Origin of the sequence: Enterococcus lactis (assembly GCF_015751045.1) — a bacterium.
Lineage (GTDB): Bacteria > Bacillota > Bacilli > Lactobacillales > Enterococcaceae > Enterococcus_B > Enterococcus_B lactis.
The window spans coordinates 1-14,868 of record NZ_BNJW01000036.1 but is presented as its reverse complement, the minus strand read 5'-3'; the positions used below and the strand labels follow the sequence as shown (position 1 = coordinate 14,868).

Below are 14,868 nucleotides of genomic sequence, written 5' to 3'. Positions count from 1 at the left end.
CATAAACAGTTTGGTGAGCCGAAAGCAATTGTGACCGATAAAGCACCTTCTCTTGGCTCCGCCTTTAGAAAGTTACAGAGTGTGGGTTTATATACTAAGACAGAGCACCGAACTGTGAAGTATCTTAACAATTTAATAGAACAAGACCCTCGACCTATTAAACGACGAAATAAATTTTATCAAAGTCTCCGTACAGCCTCTTCCACGATTAAGGGCATGGAGACCATTCGAGGAATATATAAAAAGAACCGAAGAAATGGAACGCTCTTCGGCTTTTCAATGTCTACTGAAATCAAGGTATTAATGGGAATAACAGCCTAAGATATTTGGAGTTCAGAGAGGGTGCGTTTGATTTTCAAACTTCGCAACAGAACCGATGACACTATCGTTCTTCATCAACGTAAGTTAGATTTGTTGAAAGAGCAGAAAAAAGGATTTCTACAAAAAATGTTTGTTTGATATTTTAAATAGAAAAGAGAGATAAAGTGAAGTTTTTAAATTTTTTGAACTATAAATATTTAAACTGGGTATTATATGGTATTACATTATTTTTTATTATTTATTACTTTTTTACCGATGATGATATTTTTTTAATTTTAGCAATACTTTTTCTTGTTTCATCTAATTTTAGTGATAACTTAATTGAAGTTCTTACAGAACCAGAAATTCGGTCTATGACGGATGAAGAACAACAGATTATTAAAGCTATGATTTCGGAAAATAAGAAAGACGTAGTAGTTATCAAAAAGATTAGAGAGTATACAAATTTAGGTGTTTTACAAGCCAAAAAAGTATATGAAAAAAAAAAAAGGGTCTATAATTACAAATTAGATAATACATTAGAAGCTGGAGACAAGATTGTCTAGATAATGTGTGAGATAAAATTTTTGGCAGGTTATCATACATAAGACAAAATGTTTTTAAAACTGATAACGTATTTATTCCACAACAATTACGCATTTATTTCTGAGAAAAATATAAAGCAGGAGGATTACAATGCTGAAAACTTATTCCTTAACAAAAGATACATTATTAGTTTCGTCAGAATCAAATATCAAAAATTCTTCTGTTGTTTATGTTTATGGTGACGAACGAGAATATATCGAATCTTCTGAACATAAATATGACTTTAAAATAGGCAATATACTAACGTTTGATGATCGAGTTGCATATGACACGATGATAGATAAGAACGATGAAAAAAGTTTGCTCGTAAGTTTTTTGTTTCCCGAGGTACATGAAGGTGGGCATCTAGATACCCTGACGACATCTGTTGTTTTCTTGGTATTTAAAAATAAGTTGATAATTTTTACAAAACAAAAATTAAAATTCATTCCCGAACTCTTATCCAATATGGTTTTACGTGATGTCAATCATTTCGTGGAGGAAGTACTTTTAAAGATCATGCAAAAAGATTTCTATATGATGCTTAACGACCTTCGTGGAGTCAAGGAAAAAATTGATGATTTAGACTCAGAAATATCAACGTCCGGTTCACTCAAACCAACGTTTGGTGATTTATTGACTCTTCAAAAATACATGATAGCTTTGTCAACAACTTATAAAGCTAACCATAAAGCGCTTGATTTCATTAAAAAAAATTTCACAACTATTGACGATATTGATTTTAGTACTAAAAAAATAATTGATGATTTATACGATACAAGTGATACAATGGATAGAATCATTTTAAGTTACAGCCAATATTTGGACAAATTGGAAAATATGATAAACAATATGATTTCGTATCAGCTAAACATGATTATGAAAACCCTAACCGAGATATCAATTGTTTTGACTATTCCAGCAATTATTTTTGGCTTTTGGGGAATCAATGTCCATGTCCCGTTTGAAAAGTCTTCTTATGGTGTTTTAGCCGTATTGATTATCTCTGCTATACTAAGTCTAATTTGCTGGCTTTTGATGCGACGCAAAACATATTTGTAAAGTATTTGTGATACCCTAATATGATTTAAAGCAGAATTTCTTTGTTGACTTTTTAAAAGGCTGATTCCTTTCAATAATTTAATAGCTTCAGCGGCTGCTCAGAAGTCAATAAATTGGACTATTTTTATTCAGTTACTTAGGCAACATTTGAGATACGATTGCGATTATAAAAATTGATATACCAACCAATGGCTGCTTGGAAGACTGACATATTAGCCTCGATATCATCGAATAACTAAATACAGAAAAATACAATAAATATTATCAAACTAGGGACTATACTAGAAAACATCAGTACATTCCTTAACTCAGGGTCTATAATTAGAAAATCGCCCCTTTGAAAACTGATTAAAACAGCCCCCATTATCTAGTGACTAGATAATGGGGGCTGTTTTTTTGTTAAGTGATATAATAAACCATAAAAGAAGTTTAGAAATACGGTCCTGGTCATCAATAAATAAACAATTTAATTAATTATTTATTTAATTATTTAATTTCAGAAAGGTATACATGAATCATGGTGCAACAAATTGTCCTACCCATCAAAGACTCCAGCGTCTTAAAGATGGTACAAGATACACTTCTCGATAGTTTCCGTGCTGGTCGCCGAAATTACACCGTTTTTCAAGTTGGTAAGGCCACGCTACTACGTGTGAGTGATGTCATGACATTAAAAAAATCAGATGTCTATAATCCAGACGGCTCTGTCAAAAATGCAACCTTTATTCATGATAAAAAGACCGGTAAAGCAAACACGTTATATTTAAAGCCTGTTCAGCAAGACTTGTTGCAATATCATGATTGGCTGGCCCAAGAAAATATCAATTCTGAGTGGTTATTTCCCTCGACAGCCCATTATGATCTTCATATCACTGAGAAGCAGTTTCATAAGGTGATGGCGCATGTTGGTGATCTCTTAGGAATCAACTTGGAAGACAAAGAGAAAAAATTGCGAGTCAGAAAACCGTTTTGAGATATGAACAGCATTTGCCTTCACGCCTTAGCGATTTTAAATAATAGCCTTGAAAGTGATTATGGAAAAGCCCTCTACGCTCAATGCAAAATTGACGTAGAAACTATTTTTGATCGATTGAAAGGTGTATTTGGTATGTGAAGAACCCATGTCAGAGGCAAGAACGTTGCACCTACTGACATTGGAATGATGCTTATGAGCATGAATCTAACCAAATTATCCCTTGAGGCTAGAAGAAAAGCGGAAGCTTTTCAACACAAAGCAGCCAAAAATAAAAAACGCGACGAAGCAATCACATTTATGATTATTCATCGCGTTTTTTATATTTAGAGCTAGTTATTTGCTAGACCCACTATTTACAGATGAAACGTTTATCACCTTTGGTTTTGGGCATTTAGTGGAATTAGCAGAACCAGGTCATTATGACGAAAAGTGGCAAAATTGGAAACTTGAATCTTTGCCGATTTTTCCTGATCGATACGATTTTGAAGTTGCAAAAGATAAGGGAAAGCAGTTTAAAATTGTTGCAGAACTTCTCAAAAAGGCAAATACAATTATTGTTGCAACAGATAGCGACAGAGAAGGTGAAAATATCGCCTGGTCGATTATCCATAATGCAAATGCCTTTTCAAAAGATAAAACATTTAAAAGACTATGGATCAATAGCTTAGAAAAAGATGTGATCCGAAGCGGTTTTCAAAATTTGCAACCAGGAATGAATTACTATCCCTTTTATCAAGAAGCGCAAACACGCCAAATTGCCGATTGGTTGATCGGCATGAACGCAAGCCCTTTGTATACGTTAAATTTACAACAGAAGGGCGTACAAGGTACATTTTCACTAGGACGTGTTCAAACGCCCACCTTATACCTTATTTTTCAGCGCCAGGAAGCCATAGAGAATTTTAAAAAAGAACCTTTTTTCGAGGTGGAAGCTAAGTAAAACAAGGGTCATTTAAGGGCGTTCTAAGCCCCACACAGCGTTTTAAAACCCAAGAGGAGCTTTTTAGCTTTTGTTTCTTCTAAACAAGCTAAAATAGGCAATCAAGAGGGGATAATTGCTGATGTTCAAACCAAAGAGAAGAAAACGAATAGTCCGAGTTCGTTTTCTTTAAGTAGTTTGCAATCAAAAGTCAATCAGCTTTATAAAGCGACAGCGAGCCAAACTTTAAAAGCTATGCAAGGACTGTATGAAGCAAAATTATTGAGTTATCCAAGAACAGATACACCATTTATTACAGAGAACGAATTTGCTTATTTAAAAGCGAATTTTGGCAAATATAGCGGTTTTTTAGGACTTGATCTTGAAATGTTGTTATCATTGATAATGATACGTTCAAACAACAGCACCCAAATTTTGACGAATTAGTGAAACTCTATGAAAAAGACGTAGTAAAACATGCAACATCCTATTCTAATCAGCTGGTAAAGCTTAATTAGGTTATATAACCTTGAAAATAAAGGGTTTGTCCAATATGGACAAGCCTTTTTCTTATGTTTTGCCACAGATTTGCCACACTTATTGTGTAAGAGTATCAAGGATAGGTATAATTTGATACTTTGTTTTTTTAGTGATGTGCAAATAAATTTCTGTTACACGACTACCTCTAGAATGCCCTACACGGTCTTGAATTGCTTCTAGGGGTATTCCTTACTCTGCTAAGAAACTAATATGCGTATGACGGAATATATGGGTCGTAATATGTTTATTAAAACTAAGTTTATTATCAATATCAATTCCTGCTCGTTTTGGATTACCTTTTCGATTTAATTTTCCATTTTCAGGTGAGTTGAGGAAATTGTTAAGGACACTATAATGAAGAGGTGTTCCATTATAGTCGGGTTTATGACGACTTTTGGAAGTAAAAATCCATCCATTATCTTTATAATCAGGATTGAATCTCATATGTTGGTGATTTAACTCAATTTCCTCTTTAAGAATTTCTATAGCCCTTTTAGATAATTGGACATTTCGGTAACTTTGTAAGTTTTTTACATTACCTTCATAGCTATTTTCTGCAGCTCCTCCGTGAGTGGACTGACTAATGATGATATTTTGCTTTTCAAAATATTGATAGGCACCAATATTTTGGAGTTTCGACTCTGTAAGTCAACAGGGCCATTAGTTAGAATACCTATTGGGATGCGGTTTTTATGTAGAGCCAGCAGTAGTTGATGTATCTCAGGAATCATCGTAATCTGATCGAGTTCATATTCATAGTCAGCTTGGAAGTCTAGAGCTTCTGTCCTAGAAATACTATCGATGCCAAATTCTTCCATAGTCTTCTGACAGCGAAAAATTCTAAGCTGCTCAATACTGATGAGTTTTTTCGTGTATTTAGGAAAAGCAACATCAGACCAATATCTGAAACGTTTGTAAATGTTATCTATTTGTTGGATATCAATCGTTGGAAAACATTTCTCAACGCTACGTTTAAAGGGGAGTTGATGGTCATAAAGAGTGTCATCAAGGTCAAAAACAATATTTTTATAAGTCATAATTCTAGTCCGCTTTTAAAATAGTAGTGTACTGGCTAAATTCCTCTAAGTGTTGAGGGCTAATCTGGTTATCTGTAATGATGGTATCGAGTTGATCTAGATTATAGAAGTTAAAGAAATCGTATCGATCGAATTTAGTACTGTCTACTAATAAGAATTTTTCTACAGCATTGTTTAGGGCAAGTTGTTGAATCACACCTTCCTTGTCACTATATGTAGCAATAGAATTATGGGTAACAGCATTTGCACTAACAAAAGCTTTGGCAAATCTAATTGCTTTTAAATTTGTCGAAGCCATTGAACCTACAAAAGCTCCAGTTATTTCTCTATATTCACCGCCAAGAAGCAATAAATCAATGGTTTCGCTATCATTTAGAATCAAGAACACAGGGAGACTATTTGTAATGACACGAATTTTATAACCTTTACGACCTTTCAATTCTAATGCCAGTTGTTCAAGTGTAGTTCCAGGTCCAATAAAAATAGTATCGCCATCTTTGATTAAAGAGCAGGCTTTTTTAGCAATGTCAATTTTTTCTTTTGTATTTAGACTTTTCTTCTCGATATGTGTCTTTTCAAGTGGCTTTTTAGAGGAAAGCAATTGTGCACCACCATGAGTACGTGTTAAAAGTCCATCAGCTTCTAGAGCATCAAGGTCTCTACGGGCTGTCATATCGGAAATATCTAGTTCATCTATTATTTCTTTTATGGTTATGGTCCCATCAATCTTTAACATATCTAAAATTTTTTCTAATCGTCGTTTTTTGTTCATATGAAGACCCTTCTTTCATAAAGTAATTTTTTTCCAAAGATAATTCTCTTTTAATTGTATCATAAAAGACAATATTTTCAAGGTAAAACAAACAATTTCAAACAAAAACAAATGTTAGATGATGAAATAAGAACAGAGGATTGACGTATATTAGCTTAGGTCAGATTTTGTATAAGACGAAAATAAAGTAGGACCTCTTAATCAGTAAGTTATAGAAAGTAAAAGACTTTTGTAATACTTGAATAGATATTTCACGTCCATTTTGTGATGGATTAAATGAACAAAAATGAACAATAATTTAACGGTGTTATCTATTTTTTAAAAAAACAAATAAAAAAAACAAAAAATAAACAAAAAAAGTGTTGCTTTTTGTTTGAATGCTTGATATTATATAAACAAAGAAATGATGAAAACGTTTTTTCGAACATTTTGCAAAATGTTTTCTACTTCTACGTAGCATTTCTTTCTAAAATTTAGGAGGTGGTCAAAATGGCTATTGTTGTTGGTGCAGATCTCAAAGGTACGAGATTAAAAGATGTTGTGAAAAATTTTCTTGTAGAAGAAGGTTTTGAGGTAATTGATGTGACTAAGGACGGACAAGATTTTGTTGATGTTACCTTGGCAGTTGCCTCTGAAGTAAATAAAGATGAGCAAAACTTAGGTATTGTAATTGATGCTTATGGAGCTGGTCCATTCATGGTAGCAACTAAAATTAAAGGTATGGTTGCAGCAGAAGTTTCAGATGAACGCTCAGCTTATATGACACGTGGACATAACAATTCACGAATGATTACGGTTGGCGCTGAAATCGTCGGTGATGAGCTTGCTAAAAACATCGCTAAAGGTTTCGTCAATGGTAAATATGATGGCGGACGTCATCAAATCCGAGTAGATATGCTTAACAAAATGTGTTAAGAAAAGGAGTTAAGGAATGAGAATCGCAATTGGATGTGACCACATTGTCACAGATGAAAAAATGGCAGTATCAGAATTCTTGAAATCAAAAGGACATGAGGTCCTTGATTTCGGGACATATGACCACGCACGTACTCACTACCCTATCTATGGTAAAAAAGTCGGTGAAGCAGTAGTAAGTGGTCAAGCAGACTTGGGAGTATGTATCTGTGGTACAGGTGTCGGCATTAACAATGCAGTCAATAAAGTTCCAGGTGTTCGCTCAGCGTTGGTTCGTGATATGACATCAGCTATATATGCAAAAGAAGAGTTAAATGCGAATGTTATCGGTTTCGGTGGAAAGATTACTGGTGGTCTTCTTATGAATGACATCATTGAAGCTTTCATTGAAGCTGAGTACAAACCAACAGAAGAAAATAAAAAATTGATTGCAAAAATCGAACACGTTGAAACACATAATGCACATCAAGCAGATGAAGATTTCTTTACAGAATTCCTTGAAAGATGGGACCGTGGTGACTACCACGATTAAGGTATAACAAATGATTCTGACAGTCACACTAAATCCTTCAGTAGACATCTCTTATCCTCTAGAAACATTGAAAATTGATACAGTGAATAGGGTGAAAGATGTTAGTAAGACAGCTGGTGGAAAAGGCTTAAATGTTACTAGAGTCTTGTATGAATCTGGTGATAAAGTTACTGCTACAGGTTTCTTAGGTGGTAAAATTGGTGAATTTATTGAAAGCGAATTAGAACAATCTCCTGTTAGTCCAGCTTTTTATAAAATCTCAGGAAACACTAGAAACTGTATTGCTATCTTACACGAGGGTAACCAAACAGAAATTTTGGAACAAGGACCAACAATTTCTCATGAAGAAGCAGAAGGCTTTCTTGACCACTATAGCAATCTTATTAAACAATCAGAAGTTGTGACAATTTCAGGAAGTTTACCTTCAGGACTTCCCAACGATTATTATGAAAAACTTATCCAACTTGCTTCGGATGAAGGAGTAGCAGTCGTTTTGGATTGTTCAGGTGCACCTCTTGAAACAGTTCTAAAATCGTCGGCTAAACCTACTGCCATCAAACCTAATAATGAGGAACTTTCACAGTTGCTTGGAAAAGAAGTAACAAAAGATATTGAAGAACTCAAAGACGTTCTTAAAGAGTCACTTTTTAGTGGTATCGAATGGATAGTGGTCTCATTAGGTCGAAACGGTGCCTTTGCAAAACATGGTGATGTTTTCTATAAGGTAGATATTCCTGATATCCCAGTTGTTAATCCAGTCGGATCAGGGGACTCAACGGTAGCTGGTATTGCATCAGCTTTAAATAGTAAAAAAAGTGACGCTGACTTATTAAAACATGCGATGACATTGGGTATGTTAAATGCTCAAGAAACAATGACAGGGCATGTGAATATGACTAATTACGAAACACTAAACTCACAAATTGGAGTAAAAGAGGTATAAAAATGGTACTTACAGAACAGAAACGCAAATCTTTGGAAAAAATTTCAGATAAAAACGGTGTTATCTCAGCTTTGGCATTTGACCAACGTGGTGCTTTGAAACGTTTGATGGCACAGTATCAAGATACAGAACCAACTGTAGCTCAAATGGAAGAACTAAAGGTTTTGGTTGCTGATGAACTTACAAAATACGCTTCTTCAATGTTGCTTGACCCTGAATATGGACTTCCAGCAACAAAAGCATTGGATAAAGAAGCAGGTCTTCTTCTTGCCTATGAAAAAACAGGTTATGATACATCAAGTACAAAACGTTTGCCTGACTGCTTGGATGTTTGGTCTGCAAAACGTATCAAAGAGCAAGGCGCTGATGCCGTTAAGTTCTTGCTTTACTATGATGTAGACAGCTCAGATGAACTTAACCAACAAAAACAAGCTTATATTGAACGTGTTGGTTCTGAATGTGTCGCTGAAGATATTCCTTTCTTCTTGGAAATCCTTGCTTATGATGAAGAAATCTCAGATGCAGGTTCTGTTGAATATGCAAAAGTGAAACCTCGCAAAGTCATTGAAGCGATGAAAGTTTTCTCTGATCCACGCTTTAACATTGATGTTCTTAAAGTAGAAGTACCAGTTAACGTTAAATATGTCGAAGGTTTTGCTGATGGTGAAGTAGTTTACAGTAAAGCTGAAGCTGCTGACTTCTTTAAAGCACAAGAAGAAGCGACTAACCTTCCATACATCTACCTAAGTGCAGGTGTATCTGCTAAATTGTTCCAAGAAACATTGCAATTTGCTCACGACTCAGGTGCCAAGTTTAATGGTGTGCTTTGTGGACGTGCTACTTGGGCAGGATCTGTAGAACCTTACATCAAAGAAGGTGAAAAAGCAGCACGTGAATGGTTGCGTACTACTGGATTCGAAAATATTGATGAACTTAACAAAGTTCTTGTTAAAACAGCTAGTCCATGGACTGATAAAGTATAGTAAAAACATAAAACGGAGGATATTGTTATGAACAGAGAAGAGATGACTCTCTTAGGGTTTGAAATTGTTGCTTATGCTGGAGATGCTCGCTCTAAACTTTTAGAAGCGCTTAAAGCGGCTGAAAATGGTGATTTCGCTAAGGCAGATAGTCTTGTAGTAGAAGCAGGAAGCTGTATTGCAGAGGCTCACAATTCTCAGACAGCTATGTTGGCTCGAGAAGCTTCTGGGGAGGAACTTCCATACAGCGTTACCATGATGCATGGTCAGGACCACTTAATGACTACTGTCTTATTAAAAGATGTGATTCATCACCTCATCGAACTTTATAAAAGAGGAGCAAAATAATGCATAAACTCATTGAACTTATTGAGAAAGGGAAACCGTTCTTTGAGAAAATCTCTCGAAACATCTATCTTCGTGCTATTCGTGATGGATTTATCGCTGGTATGCCAGTCATCCTTTTCTCATCTATCTTTATCCTTATTGCCTATGTCCCAAATGCTTGGGGATTCCACTGGTCAAAAGACATTGAGACCTTCTTGATGACTCCTTATAGCTATTCGATGGGTATCCTAGCATTCTTTGTTGGTGGTACTACCGCTAAAGCTTTGACGGACTCAATGAACCGTGACCTACCTGCGACCAATCAGATTAACTTCTTATCTACGATGCTAGCGTCTATGGTAGGGTTCCTTTTGATGGCAGCTGAGCCTGCAAAAGAAGGAGGCTTCTTGACAGCCTTCACGGGAACAAAAGGTCTTTTGACAGCATTTATTGCAGCCTTTGTGACAGTTAATGTTTACAAGGTCTGTGTGAAAAATAATGTTACTATTCGTATGCCTGAAGAGGTTCCACCAAATATCTCTCAAGTATTTAAAGACTTGATTCCATTCACTGTAGCGGTTGTTCTCCTTTATGGATTTGAACTCATTGTTAAGGGAACTCTTGGTGTAACCGTTGCAGAATCAATCGGTACCCTTCTTGCTCCTCTCTTCTCAGCTGCAGATGGTTACCTTGGAATTACACTTATCTTTGGTGCTTATGCCTTCTTCTGGTTTGTTGGTATCCACGGTCCTTCAATTGTCGAACCAGCAATCGCTGCTATCACTTATGCCAATATCGATGCCAACTTGCATCTTATCCAAGCTGGACAACATGCAGATAAAGTTATCACTTCTGGTACTCAAATGTTTATTGTTACCATGGGTGGAACAGGAGCTACATTGATTGTTCCATTCTTGTTCATGTGGATTTGTAAATCAGAACGTAACCGTGCCATCGGACGTGCCTCAGTTGTTCCAACATTCTTTGGGGTTAATGAGCCAATCTTATTTGGTGCACCAATCGTATTGAATCCGATTTTCTTTGTACCGTTCATTTTCGCTCCGATTGTCAACGTTTGGATCTTTAAATTCTTTGTTGACACATTGAACATGAACTCATTCTCTGCCAACCTTCCATGGGTTACTCCTGGTCCGTTGGGAATTGTACTCGGTACTAACTTCCAAGTTCTATCATTTATCTTAGCCGGACTCTTGGTAGTTGTTGATACTATCATTTATTACCCATTTGTTAAGGTATACGATGAACAAATTCTTGAAGAAGAACGTTCTGGTAAAACAAACGATGCTCTTAAAGAAAAAGTAGCTGCAAACTTCAATACTGCTAAAGCAGATGCCGTTCTTGGAAAAGCAGGCGTTGCTAAAGAAGATGTAGCAGCAAACAATAATATCACAAAAGAAACTAATGTCCTTGTTCTTTGTGCAGGTGGAGGTACAAGTGGCTTGCTTGCCAATGCCTTGAACAAAGCAGCAGCAGAATACAATGTTCCAGTCAAAGCGGCAGCGGGTAGTTACGGTGCTCACCGTGAAATGTTGCCAGAGTTTGACTTGGTTATCTTGGCTCCACAGGTCGCTTCAAACTTCGATGATATGAAGGCTGAAACGGATAAATTGGGCATTAAACTTGCAAAAACTGAAGGAGCTCAATATATCAAATTGACACGTGATGGACAAGGTGCTCTTGCATTTGTTCAACAACAGTTTGATTAATAAATTTGTAAAAGTTATTTGAGACGAGATTATTCTTTCAATTCCTTATAATATTGTTAACCATATCATTGCATTTCATTTCCTTGGTTTCCGGAACTCAGAATATCGTCTCAAATGCTTTTTTTGAAAGGATTTATAGTTATGACTAAAACACTTCCTAAAGATTTTATTTTTGGTGGTGCTACAGCTGCTTATCAAGCAGAAGGTGCGACTCACACGGATGGTAAAGGCCCAGTTGCATGGGATAAGTATCTTGAAGACAATTATTGGTACACAGCAGAGCCTGCAAGTGATTTTTACCATAAATATCCTGTTGATTTAGAATTAGCTGAAAAATATGGCGTTAATGGTATTCGTATTTCAATTGCCTGGTCTCGTATTTTCCCAACTGGCTATGGCGAAGTAAATGAAAAAGGTGTTGAATTCTACCATAATCTTTTTGCCGAGTGCCACAAACGTCATGTTGAGCCATTCGTGACTTTGCACCACTTTGACACACCAGAAGTTCTTCACTCAGATGGAGATTTCTTAAACCGCGAAAATATAGAACACTTTGTAGATTATGCCGCTTTCTGTTTTGAAGAGTTCCCAGAAGTAAACTACTGGACAACTTTCAATGAAATTGGCCCAATTGGAGATGGTCAATACTTGGTTGGTAAATTCCCTCCAGGCATTCAATATGATCTTGCCAAAGTCTTCCAATCACACCACAATATGATGGTTTCTCATGCACGTGCTGTGAAATTGTATAAAGATAAAGGTTATAAAGGCGAAATTGGTGTAGTACATGCGTTGCCAACCAAATACCCTTATGATCCAGAAAATCCAGCAGATGTTCGTGCCGCTGAGTTAGAAGATATCATCCATAACAAATTTATCTTGGATGCAACCTACCTTGGACACTATTCAGATAAAACGATGGAAGGGGTCAACCACATCCTAGCTGAAAATGGTGGAGAACTTGATCTTCGTGATGAAGACTTCCAAGCACTTGAAGCAGCTAAAGATTTGAACGATTTCCTTGGTATCAACTACTACATGAGTGATTGGATGCAAGCCTTTGATGGTGAGACTGAAATCATTCACAATGGTAAGGGTGAAAAAGGAAGTTCTAAGTACCAGATTAAAGGTGTTGGTCGCCGAATCGCACCAGATTATGTGCCTAGAACGGATTGGGACTGGATTATTTATCCTGAAGGCTTGTATGACCAAATCATGCGAGTGAAAAATGATTATCCAAACTACAAGAAGATTTACATCACTGAAAACGGTCTTGGATACAAAGATGAGTTTGTAGATAATACCGTTTATGATGATGGTCGTATTGATTACGTGAAGAAACACTTGGAAGTTTTATCAGACGCAATTGCGGATGGTGCAAATGTTAAAGGTTACTTCATCTGGTCACTTATGGATGTCTTCTCATGGTCAAACGGATACGAAAAACGTTATGGACTATTCTATGTAGACTTTGACACGCAAGAACGCTATCCTAAGAAATCAGCTCATTGGTATAAGAAAGTAGCAGAAACTCAAGTGATAGAGTAATATTACTTGAAAATGTAAAAAATTGTTATCCGATACTTTAGAAAAAGTACAACACTTATTTAGACCAGGCTTTGAAAAGGTATATATTGTTAGTTTCGAAGATTGTCCTATGATTCCTGAGCTTGAAGCTACCCCGTTGCTAAAATGTGGTAAATGGTATGTTTCAACTGGAAAAGAGTGGATTTGCCATTCTGATTTAGAGTTATCAGCATTTGAATGGGAATTTTTACAATCACTCGATGTAGAAATACGTGAGACTATTCACTTCGAGGTAAATTATTTGCCTTTCCAATAATAAAAAGAAAGGAATTAGTTGTGACTATCGAATTAAAAAACGAGTATCTTACTGTTCAGTTTAAAACACTTGGTGGTCAACTGACTTCGATTAAAGACAAGGATGGGATAGAGTATCTCTGGCAAGCTGATCCAAATTATTGGAATGGACAGGCGCCTATTCTATTTCCTATCTGTGGTAGTTTACGAAATGATTGGGCTATTTATAGACCTCAAGAAAGACCCTTTTTTACAGGTCTTATTCGTAGACATGGTTTTGTTCGAAAAGAAGAATTTATTCTGGAAGAAGTCAATGATAATAGCGTGACCTTTAGTATTAAACCAAATGCTGAGATGCTTGATAATTACCTATATCAGTTTGAACTGAGAGTTGTTTATACCTTGAATGGTAAATCAATTAGAACCGAATTTCAGGTAACGAACTTGGAAATGGAAAAAACAATGCCTTACTTTATTGGAGCCCATCCAGCATTCAATAGTCCTTTAGTAGAAGGTGAAAACTATGAGGATTATTATATTGAATTTAGTGAGGTTGAGTCTTGCTCGATACCAAAGAGTTTTCCTGAGACAGGATTATTAGATTTGCAAGATCGGACACCTTTTTTGGAAAATCAAAAAATTCTCGATTTGGACTACTCACTTTTTTCCCATGATGCCATTACACTTGACCAGCTCAAGTCTCGTAGCGTAACGCTTCGGTCAAGGAAGTCTGGTAAAGGTCTTCGAGTAGATTTTGATGATTTTCCGAACTTGATTCTGTGGTCTACAACTAATAAAAGTCCATTCATTGCTTTGGAACCTTGGAGTGGTCTCTCCACTTCACTTGAAGAAGGTAATTTCTTAGAAGATAAAAGACAGGTAACGAAAATTTCACCTCAAGAAACTTCTAGAAAAATCTATGATATTACTATCCTTAATTAAAATTTGTTATTATTTGAGTCTTCAATAAGATTTGAATACTCTTACCTTGTGATGATAGATTGGTCTTCTCCGTGCCAGTCTTACATCGCAAGGTTTTTAAGTTTTTTGTGGGTCTATGTCAACTGTAGTGGGTGACGAAAAGCTAATATCTAAAGACAGTCTGGTAGTAAAAAATAAGATTATTTACTACTTCTTGATTTAAAATAATAGTGGAGCCATTAATTTGTGGCAAATTTAATTTAATATTTTGCCTCAAATTAGCCACACTTTTTATAGAACTAAGAGGAAAAATGAAATTTTCTTCCTATTAATATAGTTGTTTGAAATCTTAAATATAGCGTTTTGGAATGGCAACAGTTTTTTTGACAAATTTTATAAGGTGCAGAACTTCTTTCCGTATGCTATTCCGATTGTCCTTGACAATGAGCCTCCTCGGATGTGACGATCTTCGGCAGGAGCTAACAGTTAAAGTTAGACTGCCTCGCTAGCG

General features: G+C 35.9%; 16 protein-coding genes and 3 pseudogenes. 17 read left to right on the top strand and 2 right to left on the bottom strand.

What is annotated here, in order from left to right; genetic code table 11:
• The 8 genes and pseudogenes from KFO35_RS13210 to KFO35_RS13180 form a co-directional block, all read left to right on the top strand.
• A partial coding sequence (locus KFO35_RS13210; RefSeq protein ID WP_211140342.1) for a DDE-type integrase/transposase/recombinase occupies positions 1–321 on the top strand: 321 nt, incomplete at its 5' end.
• Positions 322–372: 51 nt separating this feature from the next.
• A pseudogene (locus KFO35_RS14425) lies at positions 373–459 on the top strand (type I restriction endonuclease); the annotation flags it as partial.
• 26 nt (positions 460–485) lie between these two features.
• Entirely contained in the window at positions 486–866 is a 381-nt protein-coding gene (locus tag KFO35_RS13205) for a hypothetical protein (protein WP_002303242.1), read from the top strand.
• Positions 867–996: 130 nt separating this feature from the next.
• The gene (locus tag KFO35_RS13200) at positions 997–1,947 is read left to right on the top strand and encodes a magnesium transporter CorA family protein (protein ID WP_002303241.1); all 951 of its coding nucleotides are present in this window, start codon (positions 997–999) and stop codon (positions 1,945–1,947) included.
• A 517-nt stretch (positions 1,948–2,464) separates the two neighbouring features.
• Positions 2,465–2,920 carry a tyrosine-type recombinase/integrase gene (locus tag KFO35_RS13195; protein ID WP_002303240.1) on the top strand — a complete coding sequence of 152 codons (456 nt, stop codon included), beginning with the start codon at positions 2,465–2,467 and terminating at the stop codon, positions 2,918–2,920.
• Between the two features lie 397 nt (positions 2,921–3,317).
• Positions 3,318–4,133, top strand: a pseudogene (locus KFO35_RS13190) (DNA topoisomerase); the annotation flags it as partial.
• A complete protein-coding gene (locus KFO35_RS14280; protein WP_162010749.1) occupies positions 4,125–4,289 on the top strand; it encodes a hypothetical protein in 165 nt (54 codons plus the stop codon). The pseudogene KFO35_RS13190 and the gene KFO35_RS14280, both read left to right, overlap by 9 nt.
• Positions 4,229–4,351 (top strand): annotated as a pseudogene (locus KFO35_RS13180) (zeta toxin family protein); the annotation flags it as partial. The gene KFO35_RS14280 and the pseudogene KFO35_RS13180, both read left to right, overlap by 61 nt.
• A 561-nt stretch (positions 4,352–4,912) precedes the next feature.
• On the opposite strand, the gene KFO35_RS14275 reads toward KFO35_RS13180, so the two are convergent.
• Positions 4,913–5,419, bottom strand: a complete 507-nt coding sequence (locus KFO35_RS14275; RefSeq protein WP_002305103.1) for an HAD family hydrolase — start codon at positions 5,417–5,419, stop codon at positions 4,913–4,915.
• A gap of 4 nt (positions 5,420–5,423) precedes the next feature.
• Positions 5,424–6,191: a DeoR/GlpR family DNA-binding transcription regulator gene (locus KFO35_RS13170; RefSeq protein WP_002290556.1), complete on the bottom strand. Its 768-nt coding sequence runs from the start codon at positions 6,189–6,191 to the stop codon at positions 5,424–5,426.
• 489 nt (positions 6,192–6,680) lie between these two features.
• On the opposite strand from KFO35_RS13170, the gene lacA reads away from it, so the two are divergent.
• The 9 genes from lacA (at position 6,681) to KFO35_RS13125 (ending at position 14,378) form a co-directional block, all read left to right on the top strand.
• Complete coding sequence (gene lacA, locus KFO35_RS13165; RefSeq protein ID WP_002290555.1) at positions 6,681–7,106, top strand: galactose-6-phosphate isomerase subunit LacA; 426 nt, start codon at positions 6,681–6,683, stop codon at positions 7,104–7,106.
• A gap of 16 nt (positions 7,107–7,122) precedes the next feature.
• Positions 7,123–7,638 (top strand): galactose-6-phosphate isomerase subunit LacB, encoded by a 516-nt coding sequence (gene lacB, locus KFO35_RS13160; RefSeq protein ID WP_002290554.1) that lies wholly within the window; start codon positions 7,123–7,125, stop codon positions 7,636–7,638.
• A gap of 10 nt (positions 7,639–7,648) precedes the next feature.
• Positions 7,649–8,581 (top strand): tagatose-6-phosphate kinase, encoded by a 933-nt coding sequence (lacC, locus tag KFO35_RS13155; protein WP_002290553.1) that lies wholly within the window; start codon positions 7,649–7,651, stop codon positions 8,579–8,581.
• 2 nt (positions 8,582–8,583) lie between these two features.
• The gene (lacD, locus tag KFO35_RS13150) at positions 8,584–9,564 is read left to right on the top strand and encodes a tagatose-bisphosphate aldolase (RefSeq protein WP_002290551.1); all 981 of its coding nucleotides are present in this window, start codon (positions 8,584–8,586) and stop codon (positions 9,562–9,564) included.
• A 27-nt stretch (positions 9,565–9,591) separates the two neighbouring features.
• Positions 9,592–9,909, top strand: coding sequence for a PTS lactose/cellobiose transporter subunit IIA (locus KFO35_RS13145; RefSeq protein WP_002290550.1), 318 nt, complete (start codon positions 9,592–9,594; stop codon positions 9,907–9,909).
• Positions 9,909–11,615 carry a lactose-specific PTS transporter subunit EIIC gene (locus tag KFO35_RS13140; protein WP_002290549.1) on the top strand — a complete coding sequence of 569 codons (1,707 nt, stop codon included), beginning with the start codon at positions 9,909–9,911 and terminating at the stop codon, positions 11,613–11,615. Before KFO35_RS13145 ends, KFO35_RS13140 begins: the two co-directional genes overlap by 1 nt.
• A gap of 141 nt (positions 11,616–11,756) precedes the next feature.
• The gene (gene lacG, locus KFO35_RS13135) at positions 11,757–13,163 is read left to right on the top strand and encodes a 6-phospho-beta-galactosidase (protein WP_002290548.1); all 1,407 of its coding nucleotides are present in this window, start codon (positions 11,757–11,759) and stop codon (positions 13,161–13,163) included.
• 22 nt (positions 13,164–13,185) lie between these two features.
• Positions 13,186–13,458 carry a DUF3884 family protein gene (locus tag KFO35_RS13130; protein WP_002305107.1) on the top strand — a complete coding sequence of 91 codons (273 nt, stop codon included), beginning with the start codon at positions 13,186–13,188 and terminating at the stop codon, positions 13,456–13,458.
• 20 nt (positions 13,459–13,478) lie between these two features.
• Entirely contained in the window at positions 13,479–14,378 is a 900-nt protein-coding gene (locus KFO35_RS13125; RefSeq protein WP_002303235.1) for an aldose 1-epimerase family protein, read from the top strand.
• Positions 14,379–14,868: the final 490 nt, after the last annotated feature.

Excerpts from the sequence above, each read along its gene's own strand:
- KFO35_RS13145 (WP_002290550.1), top strand. The coding sequence starts at position 9,592 with ATGAACAGAGAAGAGATGACTCTCTTAGGGTTTGAAATTGTTGCTTAT.
- lacC (WP_002290553.1), top strand. The coding sequence starts at position 7,649 with ATGATTCTGACAGTCACACTAAATCCTTCAGTAGACATCTCTTATCCT.
- lacA (WP_002290555.1), top strand. The coding sequence starts at position 6,681 with ATGGCTATTGTTGTTGGTGCAGATCTCAAAGGTACGAGATTAAAAGAT.
- lacB (WP_002290554.1), top strand. The coding sequence starts at position 7,123 with ATGAGAATCGCAATTGGATGTGACCACATTGTCACAGATGAAAAAATG.
- KFO35_RS13140 (WP_002290549.1), top strand. The coding sequence starts at position 9,909 with ATGCATAAACTCATTGAACTTATTGAGAAAGGGAAACCGTTCTTTGAG.
- KFO35_RS14275 (WP_002305103.1), bottom strand. The coding sequence starts at position 5,419 with ATGACTTATAAAAATATTGTTTTTGACCTTGATGACACTCTTTATGAC.
- lacD (WP_002290551.1), top strand. The coding sequence starts at position 8,584 with ATGGTACTTACAGAACAGAAACGCAAATCTTTGGAAAAAATTTCAGAT.
- KFO35_RS13200 (WP_002303241.1), top strand. The coding sequence starts at position 997 with ATGCTGAAAACTTATTCCTTAACAAAAGATACATTATTAGTTTCGTCA.
- lacG (WP_002290548.1), top strand. The coding sequence starts at position 11,757 with ATGACTAAAACACTTCCTAAAGATTTTATTTTTGGTGGTGCTACAGCT.
- KFO35_RS13195 (WP_002303240.1), top strand. The coding sequence starts at position 2,465 with ATGGTGCAACAAATTGTCCTACCCATCAAAGACTCCAGCGTCTTAAAG.
- KFO35_RS13170 (WP_002290556.1), bottom strand. The coding sequence starts at position 6,191 with ATGAACAAAAAACGACGATTAGAAAAAATTTTAGATATGTTAAAGATT.